This is a genomic window from Paraburkholderia sp. 31.1 (assembly GCF_014397645.1).
GTDB classification, from domain to species: domain Bacteria; phylum Pseudomonadota; class Gammaproteobacteria; order Burkholderiales; family Burkholderiaceae; genus Paraburkholderia; species Paraburkholderia tuberum.
Map to the genome: position 1 here is coordinate 44,621 of NZ_VZQN01000002.1, position 12,369 is coordinate 56,989.

Annotated in this window: 12 protein-coding genes; 4 read left to right on the plus strand and 8 right to left on the minus strand. The window is 65.5% G+C overall.

Annotated features, from left to right (window positions below; all coding sequences use genetic code 11):
• Nucleotides 1–31 precede the first annotated feature (31 nt).
• A complete protein-coding gene (locus F6X37_RS01415; RefSeq protein WP_187610057.1) occupies nt 32–439 on the minus strand; it encodes a hypothetical protein in 408 nt (135 codons plus the stop codon).
• Between the two features lie 296 nt (nt 440–735).
• On the opposite strand from F6X37_RS01415, the gene F6X37_RS01420 reads away from it, so the two are divergent.
• On the plus strand, nt 736–2,088 hold the full coding sequence (locus F6X37_RS01420; RefSeq protein WP_187610058.1) for an MFS transporter: 1,353 nt from the start codon (nt 736–738) through the stop codon (nt 2,086–2,088).
• A gap of 54 nt (nt 2,089–2,142) precedes the next feature.
• Here the strand turns inward: F6X37_RS01420 and F6X37_RS01425 are convergent, their stop codons facing one another.
• Complete coding sequence (locus F6X37_RS01425) at nt 2,143–4,671, minus strand: penicillin-binding protein 1A (protein ID WP_187610059.1); 2,529 nt, start codon at nt 4,669–4,671, stop codon at nt 2,143–2,145.
• Nucleotides 4,672–4,805: 134 nt separating this feature from the next.
• Here F6X37_RS01425 and fabV point away from each other — a divergent pair, with 134 nt between their 5' ends.
• Nucleotides 4,806–6,002 carry an enoyl-ACP reductase FabV gene (fabV, locus tag F6X37_RS01430; protein WP_187610060.1) on the plus strand — a complete coding sequence of 399 codons (1,197 nt, stop codon included), beginning with the start codon at nt 4,806–4,808 and terminating at the stop codon, nt 6,000–6,002.
• A gap of 130 nt (nt 6,003–6,132) precedes the next feature.
• On the opposite strand, the gene F6X37_RS01435 is transcribed toward fabV, so the two are convergent.
• The 3 genes from F6X37_RS01435 to F6X37_RS01445 all read right to left on the minus strand — a co-directional run bounded on the left by F6X37_RS01435 (nt 6,133) and on the right by F6X37_RS01445 (nt 8,237).
• Entirely contained in the window at nt 6,133–6,477 is a 345-nt protein-coding gene (locus F6X37_RS01435; RefSeq protein ID WP_090804882.1) for a hypothetical protein, read from the minus strand.
• A gap of 152 nt (nt 6,478–6,629) precedes the next feature.
• Nucleotides 6,630–7,253 carry a glutathione S-transferase family protein gene (locus F6X37_RS01440; RefSeq protein ID WP_187610061.1) on the minus strand — a complete coding sequence of 208 codons (624 nt, stop codon included), beginning with the start codon at nt 7,251–7,253 and terminating at the stop codon, nt 6,630–6,632.
• An 84-nt stretch (nt 7,254–7,337) separates the two neighbouring features.
• Nucleotides 7,338–8,237, minus strand: coding sequence for a LysR family transcriptional regulator (locus tag F6X37_RS01445; protein ID WP_187610062.1), 900 nt, complete (start codon nt 8,235–8,237; stop codon nt 7,338–7,340).
• 94 nt (nt 8,238–8,331) lie between these two features.
• Here F6X37_RS01445 and tam point away from each other — a divergent pair, with 94 nt between their 5' ends.
• Together tam and F6X37_RS01455 are read left to right on the plus strand one after the other, a co-directional pair.
• Nucleotides 8,332–9,129, plus strand: a complete 798-nt coding sequence (gene tam / locus F6X37_RS01450) for a trans-aconitate 2-methyltransferase (protein WP_187610063.1) — start codon at nt 8,332–8,334, stop codon at nt 9,127–9,129.
• Between the two features lie 261 nt (nt 9,130–9,390).
• The gene (locus tag F6X37_RS01455) at nt 9,391–9,756 is read left to right on the plus strand and encodes a hypothetical protein (protein ID WP_026225375.1); all 366 of its coding nucleotides are present in this window, start codon (nt 9,391–9,393) and stop codon (nt 9,754–9,756) included.
• A gap of 203 nt (nt 9,757–9,959) precedes the next feature.
• On the opposite strand, the gene F6X37_RS01460 is transcribed toward F6X37_RS01455, so the two are convergent.
• The 3 genes from F6X37_RS01460 to F6X37_RS01470 all read right to left on the minus strand — a co-directional run bounded on the left by F6X37_RS01460 (nt 9,960) and on the right by F6X37_RS01470 (nt 12,256).
• Nucleotides 9,960–10,325 carry an ArsR/SmtB family transcription factor gene (locus F6X37_RS01460; RefSeq protein WP_184033686.1) on the minus strand — a complete coding sequence of 122 codons (366 nt, stop codon included), beginning with the start codon at nt 10,323–10,325 and terminating at the stop codon, nt 9,960–9,962.
• Nucleotides 10,309–10,770, minus strand: coding sequence for an SRPBCC family protein (locus F6X37_RS01465; protein WP_187610064.1), 462 nt, complete (start codon nt 10,768–10,770; stop codon nt 10,309–10,311). The genes F6X37_RS01460 and F6X37_RS01465 overlap by 17 nt, the downstream gene beginning before the upstream one ends.
• Before the next feature lie 118 nt (nt 10,771–10,888).
• Nucleotides 10,889–12,256 carry an MFS transporter gene (locus F6X37_RS01470; RefSeq protein ID WP_187610065.1) on the minus strand — a complete coding sequence of 456 codons (1,368 nt, stop codon included), beginning with the start codon at nt 12,254–12,256 and terminating at the stop codon, nt 10,889–10,891.
• Nucleotides 12,257–12,369 lie beyond the last annotated feature (113 nt).

A 12,369-nucleotide genomic window follows, 5' to 3' on the forward strand; every position in this document is an offset into this window, starting at 1 on the left:
GCGGCACCCGCCGCCCGCGCGCAACGCTGCGTCAGAACCGCGGATGACACTCGAAACTGACCGACGACCCGTGCTCGGTCATCGCGCTGACGCCGCTGACCGTCTCCGTCTTCACGCTGCTTTGCATACCGAGACGATCGCAGTAGTCGCGCGCCTCGTTCATCGCGAGTTCGTGCGCGCGCGCCCAGGCCATGCGTCCTCCGGTCGCGCTGGCGGCGACCGTGTAGCTGCCGGGCTTGCCGCTCGCGACCACATCCGTGCTCGACGCGCACCCGACGAGACTCGCGCACGCGAGCGCCACCGCCGCCACCCCGCGCATCCGCGTGGGCAGCGGCGCCCTCTTCCTTTGCGTGCTTTCCGCTCGCGCGACGGACGCGACTTCGGGTACCCGCACCGTTTTGCGCGCCTCAGCGAGCATGTCCGAACCCTGATTCGACATCGTGGATCACCTGCATTTTTAACTGATTAGTCAGGCAGCAATTATCCGGAATCGTTCGCCCAAGATCAGCCGATACAACCGAAAACACTGTTGCGCGAGTCCTAACAATGCACGCGAGCGCCACGCCGCGACGGCGTCGGCAATGAGCGGACCACATGGTTCACAAAAGACCTTCCGGAATCCCTTTTGAGCGTCTAGTCTGTAACGATGCCTGTTCGACGGACAGGCATTTCGAACCGCAGACGGACCCCACCACATAGCGGCATACACCGGTCGCCGAACCGGAGGAGACATATATGGATCTCGAGGCACGTACCCTTCAGCGCGTCACGGTTCGGCTCGTGCCGTTCCTGATCCTGTGCTATTTCATCGCCTATCTCGATCGCGTCAACGTCGGCTTCGCGGCCTTGCAGATGAACAAGGCGCTCGATCTGTCCGCGAGCGCGTTCGGCTTCGGCGCGGGCGTGTTCTTTATCGCGTACTTCTTTTTCGAAGTGCCGTCGAACCTGCTGCTCGAACGATTCGGCGCGCGCCGCTGGATCGCGCGGATCATGTTTACGTGGGGTATTCTCGCGGGCGCGATGGCGTTTATCCCGGACATCGCGCGCTTCACCGGGCTCTCGCCCGCGCACGTGTTTTTCGGCCTGCGCATTTTGCTTGGCGTCGCCGAGGCCGGCTTTTTCCCGGGCATCATCTTTCTGCTGACCTTATGGTTTCCGGCCGCGTATCGCGGGCGCGTGGTCGGCTACTTCATGGCGGCGATTCCGCTGTCGACGGTGATCGGCGGCCCGATCTCCGGCGCGCTGCTGTCGCTCGACGGCCGCGGCGGACTCGGCGGCTGGCAGTGGCTGTATCTGATCGAGGCGGTGCCGGCGGTATTGCTGTCGGTCGCGGTGCTGTTGTATCTGACCGACAAGCCCGCCGACGCCACCTGGCTCAGCGCCGAGGAGCGCGACTGGCTGATCGCGCGGCAGAAGCAGGAGCGTGAGCATCGCGAGGCGGTGCGCCACTTCAGCGTGAAGGAGGCGCTGATCAATCCGCGCGTGCTCGCCATCGCGCTGATCTATTTCGGGGCGAACGCGACCAACTACGGCCTGAGCTTCTTCCTGCCGCAGATCGTGAAGTCGTTCGGCCTCACTAATCTGCAGACGGGTTTCGTGACGTCGCTGCCGTACGTGGTCGGCCTCGTCAGCATGATTTTGTGGGGACGGCATTCGGATCGCCACCTCGAACGCCGCTGGCACGTCGCGACTGCGCTGTTCGTCGCGGCGGCCGGCATCGCGGCCGCGGCCGGCCTCGACGATCCGGTGCAGAAGATGATCGCGCTATCGATTGCCGGCTTCGGCATCTTCGGTTGCCTGCCGGTAATCTGGACCTTGCCGGCCGCGTTCCTGTCGGGCGCGGCGGCCGCGGGCGGCATCGCCGCGATCAACTCACTGGGCAACCTGGCGGGTTTCTTCGGGCCGTTCGCGATGGGCTGGATCAAGGACAGCACCGGCGGCTTCGGCGCCGGGCTGCTATGCCTGTCGGGCGCGGGACTCATCGGCATGGCGGCGGTGTTGCTGCTGCATCACGACACGTCGCTCGAGACGACGCATGGCAATCCGCATGCGCGACCGCCGGGTGAAGCGGGGGTCGCGAGGTCTTAGCGCTAGTCCCACGCGCCGTTCAATACGCACCCGGGCAGCCCGCCCGGGTCGCCTTCAATTCGCCCCGCTGCCGTTATTCGACCCTTCTGTGCCCTGACCGCCCGCATCGGGCGGCACGATGTCGTCCGGCGTCGGGGTTGGCGCGAGCGCTGCCGCACCGCCGCCGTGCGCTTCACCGTCGACGGTATTACCCGGCGCCGGCGCGGGAGCCGACCCCGACCCCGGCGCCGGCAGCAACGGCGGCAACGCGCGCGCTTCGCCCTGCACCGCGGACGCGCCCGCTGCCTCTGACACCGCCGCCGGTGCCGCCACGGCAGACGCCGGCGGCTGCACCGACGCGACCGGCGCGCGCCGCGCCGGAGCACGCGCCACGATCTGCTTGTCCGGCTGCGCCGGCGTGCGCGTGAACAGGTGCCCGATCCAGTCGCGCAAGCGTTCGGCGCGCTCGGCGAACCAGCCCGGCTGCTGCGCGGTATCGAACTTCATGTGGCTGTCGACGAGCCGCGAGCGCTGCGCGCGCTGGAAGAAATCGCCGACGATCGGCAGCGCGCTATGCGCACCCTGCCCCCAGTAATCGCTGCGCAGCGTCACACGGCTGTCGTTGAAGCCGACCCACGCCCCCGCCACCAGTTGCGGCTGCATCAGGATGAACCAGCCATCCGCGTTGCCCTGGGTCGTGCCGGTCTTGCCCGCGACATCGCCGCGCACGCCGAAGCGCGTGCGGATGCTCGCGCCGGTGCCGCGGCTGATCACGTCGCGCATCACGTCGACGAGCGTGCGCGCCGTGTCGGCGGGCAGCTCGCGACTCGGCGTGGCCGGCTTGAATTCGGCGAGCAGGTTGCCGTTGCGGTCCTCGATGCGCGTGACCATCAGCGGCTCGACGTAGCCGCCGAGGTTCGCGATCGTGCCGTACGCCGACACCATTTCCTTAAGCGTGACCGGGCTCGTGCCGAGCGCGAGCGACGGCACCGGATCGAGCTGGCTGTCGCGCACACCCATCGCGCGCGCGAGCCTGGCGACCCTGTTCGGACCCACCGACTCCATCACCTGCGCGGTGATGCGGTTGCGCGAATAGGCGAGCGCGTCGCGCAGGCTGATCATGCGGCCGCTCGGCTCGTCCTCGTCGTTCGGCTTCCAGATTTCGCCGCCGGCGAGTTGGATCTGAACCGGATTGTCCGGCAGTTTGTCGTCCGGCTTCGCGCCGGCCTCGAAGGCCGCCGCGTAGACGAACGGCTTGAAGGTCGAGCCCGGCTGACGGCGCGCCTGCTGCACGTGATCGAACGGATCAACGCCGAAGTCGCGGCTGCCGACCCACGCCTTGATCTCGCCGGTACGCGGGTCCATTGCGAGGAAGTCGGCCTGCACGCGCGTCTTCGTGTCGCACACGCTCTGCACGAGCTTGCGATCGGCGAGCAGGCGTTTCAGCGCGTCGTCGTCGGCGAGGCCCGTGTCTTTGGCCGCGCGGAAGTCAGGCGTTTCGCGCAGGAACGTGCGCAGCAGGTCCTTATCCGCCGAGCAGCCCGCGCGCGTGCCCCACGCGGAGTTCGCGATGTTCTGCAACTGGTTGCCCTGCAGCGTGACTGCCTGGGTCGCCATCGTCTGCAGACGCGAGTCGATCGTCGTGCGCACGACGAGTCCATCGGAATAGATGTTGTAGTCGTTGCGATCGGCCCACGCGACGAGCCATTTGCGCAGTTGCTGCGTGAAGTGCGGCGCGGGTCCGGGCGGCTCGATCTGGCGCTCGAAGTCGAGACGCAGCGGCTTGCGGGCGAGCGTGTCGTACTGGGCGGGTGTCAGCTTGCCGTACTTGACCAGCTGCGCGAGCACCGTATTGCGCCGCTGCAAGGCGCGCTCGGGGTTCAGCACCGGGTTGTAGTACGCGTTGCCCTTCAGCATGCCGGTCAGCGTCGCCGCTTCGAGCACGTTCAGGTCGGATGCGGACTTGTCGAAATAGGTGCGCGCAGCCATCTCGATGCCGTACGCGTTGTACAGGAACGGGACCGTATTCAGGTAGGTTTCGAGGATCTCGTCCTTCGTATAGAACGCCTCGATCTTCAGTGCGGTGATCGCTTCCTTCAGCTTGCGCGTCAACGTCGGCGCGCGGCCGATTTCGTCGGGATACAGATTGCGCGCAAGCTGCTGCGTGATCGTCGAGCCGCCCTGGCGGTCGCCGGAGAACGTGTGCAGCGCGGCCGAAGCGGTGCGCCGCCAGTCGAGCCCGAAATGCTGATAGAAGCGGTGATCCTCGGTGGCGATCAGCGCGTTCACGACGTTCGGCGAGATGTCCTTCAGCTTGACCCACTCGCGGTTCGACGGCTTGAACTCGGCGAGCAGCTTGCCGTCCGCCGACAGGATCTGCGCGGGCTGCTCGATCTTGGCCTTGCGGATGTCGCCGATGCTCGGCGTGAACGGAATCAGCAGCAGCACGTACAGTACGAATAGCACCGGCAGCGCGGCGAGCCCCCACGCGAACGTGCGGCGGGTCGGATGGCGCAGATGCCATGCGGCCTTCGCGAACAGCGGGTTCGCGAGCGTCAGCCCTTTGTCGAGGGCCGCCAGAAAGGAGGAAAAGAGGCGCTTCACTTGCTGTCGTCGGCTGGGAAAGGCGCAATCGTACCAAGATGTGGGGGGTGCGCCGGTTTTTGCCTCGTTCGCGGCATGGAGTGCGGCTCCGGCGAGGCCACTATAATGTCGCCAATTCCGACAAGAGGTGCTTCATGATCATCAAACCGCGTGTGCGTGGCTTCATCTGTGTATCGACCCATCCGACCGGCTGCGAAGCCAACGTCAAGGAACAGATCGAGTATGTGAAGGCACGCGGCCCCATCGCCAACGGCCCGAAGAAGGTGCTCGTGATCGGCGCGTCGACCGGCTATGGCCTCGCCGCCCGCATTAGCGCAGCGTTCGGCTCGGGCGCGTCGACCCTCGGCGTGTTCTTCGAGCGCGCCGGCAGCGAAACCAAGGCTGGCACGGCCGGCTGGTACAACACCGCGGCGTTCGAGAAGTTCGCCACCGCCGAAGGCCTGTACGCGACCAGCATCAACGGCGACGCGTTCTCCGACGAAGTGAAGGCGCGCACGATCGAAGTGATCAAGCGCGATCTCGGCCAGGTCGATCTGGTCGTCTATAGCCTCGCGGCGCCGAAGCGCCAGCATCCGAAGACCGGTGAAGTGTTCAGCTCGGTGCTCAAGCCGATCGGCAAGGCTGTCAATCTGCGCGGCATCGACACCGACAAGGAAGTGATCAAGGAAACCGTGCTCGAACCGGCGACGCCGGAAGAAATCGCGCACACGGTCGCGGTGATGGGCGGCGAGGACTGGCAGATGTGGATGGACGCGTTGGGCGTTGCCGGCGTGCTCGCCGACGGCGCCAGGACCACCGCGTTCACCTACCTCGGCGAGAAGATCACCCACGACATCTACTGGAACGGCTCGATCGGCGCGGCCAAGAAAGATCTCGACCAGAAAGTGGTCGGCATCCGCTCAAAGCTCGCGGCCAAGGGCGGCGATGCGCGCGTCGCGGTGCTGAAGGCAGTCGTCACGCAGGCAAGCTCGGCAATTCCGATGATGCCGCTCTATCTATCGCTGCTCTTCAAGGTGATGAAGGAAAAAGGCACGCACGAAGGCTGTATCGAGCAGGTCTACGGCCTGTACAAGGACAGCCTCTATGGCAGCCAGCCGCATCTGGACGACGAAGGCCGTCTGCGCGCCGACTACAAGGAACTCGATCCGCAGGTGCAAGGCCGCGTGCAGGAGCTGTGGAACCAGGTGAGCAACGACAACATCTACGAACTCACCGATTTCGCGGGCTACAAGACCGATTTCCTGCGCCTGTTCGGTTTTGAAATGAAGGGCGTCGATTACGACGCGGACGTCAATCCGAACGTGCAGATTCCGAATCTCGTGCAGGTTTGATCCACCGGGGGGCGGGCCCGCTTCGCGAGTTCGCCCCTGAGGTTGCCCCTCTTTGCCTCCCTCCCCTCACTCCTTCAACACGTCAGCACGTCAGCACGTCAGCACGTCAGCACGTCAGCACGTCAGCACGTCAGCACGGATACGCGCCCTGCAACGCGCGCAGAATCGCGAGCCCGATTGGAAAATCCTCGGAAATGCCCGGATGGTTCGCGAAGAACGCGTCGAGCAACGGATAGACCGTCTGGTTGCCGATCGCGAGCGTTGGTGGCGGACAGAACAGCTGCGGCTGTTTCCTCGCGACCAGATCGCCGTTCGCCCAGCCGAACGCGTTGATCGTGCCGGTGATGTACGCCGCATAGATCGAGTTGTTGTCGGCGTGTGCCCAGCGCTTGTATTGCGCGGCCGTCATTTCCGCGCTCGCGTTCAGAGTGAAGCACGCCGCCAGCAAAGCCAGCGCGAATTTCGTTAACCGCATCGTTGAACCTTCAATGTCGCTAGATGGCCGCCATTGTAGGCGACGCGGGTGCACCGCGCAGAAGCCGTCGAGCGCGGGAATTCACAAGCAGAGCGTAAGCAAAGGCGGATTCTGTAAGCACCGACAGATTGCAGAAGCGCGCGAATCAACGATCACGGTGTGCCGTTTCGGCAATGCTTGCGATACCCGTCGCGCTCGGCCAGGCGCGCCATATAAGCGGCCAGCGCCGGCAAATCGTCGTGCTGCTGCGGCGTTTCGAGCCAGCGGTTCGCGGACAGCGCGATCGGAATATCGGCGAGCGAAAACGCGTCGCTCGCGATATACGCACCGGTGCGCGCGAGTTGCTGCTCGACGATCGCCATATGCTTGGACCAGTTCGCGCACGACGCGGCGATCTGGCGCGGGTCCTGATGCTCGGGCGAGTGCCGCACGAGCGCGAGAAACGCGTAGCTCCACGAGCGGTTCAATTCGCTCGCCTGCCAGTCGATCCATTGATCACAGCGCGCGCGCTCGACCGGATCGGCCGGATATAGCCCGTCACCCCGATAACGGTTCGCGAGGTAACGGATGATCGAGTTCGATTCCCACAACACGAAGTCGCCGTCGCGGATCACGGGGACCACCGCGTTCGGGTTCAGCGCGCGGAATTCGGCGACCTCGGTCGAGCGAAAGCCCGAGCCCCAGTCTTCCTGTTCGAACGCAAGCCCAAGTTCCGCGCAGGTCCACAACACCTTGCGCACGTTGATCGAGGTGGTCTTGCCGAGTATCTGCAGCATGAGTAGTTGGGCACCGCGTGGATTGAACGGGTTGAAGGAATGAAACTCGGAAGCCAGCCAGTTTGCCTTGCGCGCGGCGCGCCGTCATCCGGTTTTCAGCGTCGCCTGTTCGCGGATCATGTCGTACAGCGCCTGCGCGGCCGGTGACAACTGCGCGGTCTTGCGCGCGACGAGCACCAGCGTGCGCGACACGGTGGGCTGCGTGAGTTCGACGGTGCGCACGCTCGGATACGCGCCGTTCTGCAGCGCGAGCGCGGGCACCACGGCCGCGCCGACGCGTTGCGCGACGAGTCCGACGGCGGTCGAACTGCGCTGCACCTCGTAGAACGAACGCAGCGCGAGCTCGCTCGATTCCAGCGCGACGTCGAGCAGCGCGCGATTACCGCTGACCTCGCCGGCGAAAATCAGCGGGAACGGCTGCAACTGCCGCCATGCGATGCGCCGCCGCTTCGCGAGTGGATGGTCCTCGTGGCAGATCAGCACGTAGCGGTCTTCGGTGAGCGCCACGGTGGCGAGATCGGGATGATGCTCGCGCGCGATATTGATGCCGAACTCGACCTCTCTGCGCAACACGGCCTCCTCCACCGCCGACGACGCGTGATCGAGAATCTTGATGCGATTGTGCGGATAGCGTGCCGAATACGCCTGCAGGATGCGCGGCAGATACTGCACGCCGACGGTTGGCACGCACGCGATCGACACGTCGCCGCGTCGCGCGATGCCCGTTTCGCGGATCTCGACGAGCGCGTCCGCCAGCTCGCCGAGCAGCCGACGCGCCTGCGGCAGAAAATTGCGACCGATTTCGGTGAGCGCCATCGAACGCGTGGTGCGCTCGATCAGCGTGACGCCGAGATAGCTTTCGAGCTTGCGCAGCCGCTGCGTGATCGCGGTTTGCGTCACGTGCAGCGAATCCGCCGCGCTCTGGAAGCTGCCGCGATCGGCAATCGCGACGAAAGCCTGCACGCCGAGCGTGTCGATTTTCATTAGAAAAATGAAGTAATCGGGATCATAAATTCATTTTACTCTGGGCTGTCAGCGGCCGAGAATGGCCGCAACGAACCCCGCGAAGGAGCAAAAGATGACCGACAAAACCACGAACGCGCATAGCGATTGGCACGCGAAGCAGTACATGTTGTTCGAGAACGAGCGCACGCGGCCGGTCCGCGATCTGCTCGCGGCGGTGCCCTTGAACGGCGCGCGGCTCGCGGTCGATATCGGCTGCGGCCCGGGCAACTCGACCGAGGTGCTGGCCGAGCGGGTGCCGGGCGCGTCGGTCAGCGGCATCGACCGCTCCGCCGACATGATCGCGGCGGCCCGTCGGCGGCTGCCGCAATGTCGCTTCGACATCAGCGACGTTTCGACGTGGGACGCGCACGGCCCCTACGACGTGATCCTCGCGAACGCGGTGCTGCAATGGGTGCCGGACCACGAGCGGCTGTTCCCCGCGCTGGTGGCCAAACTTGCCAGGGGCGGCAGCCTCGCCGTGCAGATGCCCGACAATCTCGACGAACCGGCGCACCGGCTGCTGCGCGAAATCGCCATCGACGGGCCTTGGGCGACGAAGCTGAACGGTGTCGAGCGCACCATGCGCTACGACGCAAACTGGTACTACGCGCTGCTCAAGCCGCTGTGCGCGCGCGTCGACGTGTGGCGCACGGTCTATCACCACCCGCTCGCGGGCGCCGACGCGGTGGTCGAATGGTTCAAGGGCAGCGCGCTGCGGCCGTTTCTCGCCGCGCTCGACGACGCCGAACGCGGCGCGTTTGTGCAACGCTATCGCGACGAAATCGTCAGAGCCTACCCGGCGCTCGCCGATGGCACGGTGCTGCTGCCGTTTCCGCGGTTTTTCATCGTCGCGACGCGCGGCGAACGTTGAAGCCGCGCCGGGAACCGCTGCGAGCCGGTAAACGCCGGCGCTTCGGCTGCGGCGGGTCGTCCCGGGGCAATCAGATCGCCGGCGCACCACGCTGACGCACCGCCCGAAAACCCCACCTGTGGCGGCACCGCACGCTAAGGGTGGTCAGGAATTGCCGCCCGGGAATTCCGCATGCTAATGTTTGTAAAAAGCGTGTGTAAAAAGCGGAGGACGGCGCCCGCCGGCCTCACCGGGAAGCCATTTACTGCAGCGAGCGTCGCCATGAGTGATGTACGCCAACATCTGAGTCCCCGTGACCGCCTGGAGCTGTTGTGCTGGCTCACATGCGGAAGCCTCGGCGCTTATTATCTGAACGAAGACTGGCCCGACGCGGCGTTTCACGTGCAGTCCGCGCACAAGTGGCTCGACCGCCGCGCGCGCGAAGCCGACTGGCTGTGCGTCGCGAAACTGTCGGCCACCGCGGTCGAAATCGCGCGGCGCCACGCGCGCTTCGTCGATGCCGACTGGGCGCGCGACGCAGTTGAAGAAATTCTCGATACCGACGAACTCGACCCGCAAGCCCGGCTCGTCCGGCAGGTTCTGGCCGACTGCCAGAACGCGCTGGCCGACAAGCGGATCGCCGATTAGTCGCGGGCTCGTTTTTCTTCCTTTTTTACAGCGGATCGGGGGCCAATTTTTTGGCCCCTTTTTGCGTTGTTCCGCGCTTCCGTGCACGATGTGCCGCTCGCAGTCGGTAAAAAATGCGGCACCCGCCCTCGCGTACCGCCTACCGGCAGGCGGCCAATCCGCGTGCCGGCTCGGTTCGTGCAATCACCACGGACGCCCGCCCTTCATTCTTCGACCATCGTCTTCAGCTTCAGCAGCGCCTGATCCCACTGCCGCGAAATCGCGTCGAGCGCGCGGCGCGCCGCGTCGAGATGCGCGGGCTCGAACGCCCACAGGCGCTCGCGTCCGACCTTCACGTCGTGCACGAGGCCCGCGTCGGCCAGCACCTGCAGATGCTGCGTGACCGACTGCCGCGTGATGTCGGTGCCGGCCGTCAGCTGCGCGATCGACATCGCGCTGCCCGCGCACAACGCCGCGACAAGCCGCAGACGCGTCTCGTCACCGAGCGCCGCGAACACCGCCGCCGAACTGCGCAGTGTCGCCGCCTTGAGGCCCGCCCTCGCGGGGGCCGCCCTAGCTCGCGCCGACATATCGCTCGACGTTGACCAACTGCTGCTCCCAGCCGCCGTCGTTCAGCCGGAACGCTTGCGCGCGGCGCCCGATCGGCAACTGGTCGAAGCCCGATTCGACGACGCGCAGCAGCGTGCCCGACTCGACGTCGCTCAGATCGAATTCCACGAGCGTGGTCGGCTCAGGCGTGTAGTCGATCGTGATGTCGATCGCGGCCGGATGCCAGCGCCACGACAGATGATGCTCGGGCTCGACACGCTCGACCAGCACGTTCATCAGCAGATGCTCATAGCCTGGATAGGTGATGTGCCCCTGCGTGGATTGCCCCGGGACGAACTGCTTGCCGGTGAGATTCACGCCGAACCATTTGCCGAATTCCTCGGCGTTGGACAGCGCACGCCAGACGCGCGAGCGCGGCGCCTTCAACAGAACCTGCTTTTCGATGCGATCTGTCGATGGGTTCATATGCAGCCTCCTGACTGCATATTAGAAGCACCGCCTCCGATATGCAAGCATTCGACTGCGCTTTGTTCAGAGCGTGATGCGTGCGGCGCCGGCACGACCGGACGCCGCGCGCCGCGCCTTACTCCGTCGCATGCGCGTGCATGACGCCGGTTTGCATCGACCACGCCATCCACGGCCGGCGCAGCGCGACGATCGCAAGGAACGCGCAAGCCGACAGCGTGCCGAACGTCGCGAAGCCCATTTGATAGCTGCCGGTGCTCTCCTTCGCGATGCCCATCACGACCGGCAGATAGAAGCCGCCGATGCCGCCCGCCGCGCCGACGATGCCGGACATCAGCCCGGTGCGGCCGGCCCAGCGATGCGGCACGAGCTGGAACGTCGCGCCATTGCCGAGTCCGAACGCGACATAGAGGCACAGCAGCAACGCAATGCCGCCCGCGAGCGACGGCATCGCCGCCGCGAACAGGAAATCGCAAACCGCGATGATCGCCAGCAGCACGGTCAGCGCGCGCACGCCCGACACGCGGTCGGCAATCAGACCGCCGAGCGGGCGCACCATCGCGCCGGTCGCGGCGAGCAGCGCCATGAACAGGCCCGCGTCGATTTTCGACAGTTGATACAGGTTGGTCAGCAGCAGCGACACATACGAGGACATACCGACGAAACCGCCGAACGTGATGCTATAGACGAGCATGATGACCCACGTATCGCGCTCGGCGAGCACCGAGCGGTAGCGTTGCGGCAGCACCGCAATCGCCAGCAGCGCACCGATCACCGGCAGCAGCAGCACGCCGGTCTTGCCCGCGCCGAATAGCCCCGCTTCGACGAGCAGCACGAGCGCGATCAGGCCGACCAGCGTCGTCGCGAAACTGCCGAAGGCGCGCAGCACGCTGCCGGTTTTGACGCCCGCGTCGTTGGCCCAGAAGTACAGCGTGATCGCAGCGATCGCGAGCAGCGGCAAGGCGCCGCCCGCGGCGAGCTGCCAACCGTAGCGCGTCGCCAGTTGCGGGAACAGGAAGCCGTCGAGCACCGCGCCGATGTTGCCGGCCGCGGCCAGCCCCAAGACGAGGCCCTGCACTTTTGGCGGATAGTTACTGCCGGCCATCGGCAGCGCGACCGCGAAGCTGGCGCCGCCGACGCCAAGGAACACGCCGAGCACCAGCAGCATTTCGTACGACGGCACCGATTGCAGCAACGGCAGCACGATCGTCGGCACCGCCGACAGCAGCACGCCCATCAACGCAATGCGTTTGCCGTGCGCGGACTGATACAGATTGCCGAGCGTCACGCGCAGAATCGCCGCGGACAACACCGGCACCGCGACGAGCAGACCCTGCTGCGCGGGCGTCATCGCGATGCTCTTGCTGATGAACGGCGCGAGCGGCCCATACAGCACCCAGACGGTGAAGCCCGTGTCGAAATACAGAAAGCAGGCGACGAGTGCGCGCCAATCACCGCTTCGCAGGGAGTGCATCACGTTTTTCATCAGAGATCCTCAGTAAATAAAATGACGGGTAGTCCAGTTGCTGCGTTACTTGTGTTTTGCGCCGGCATGTCGCACAGAGTTTTCACTGGGACTCGACACGCAAGCGTCGTGCC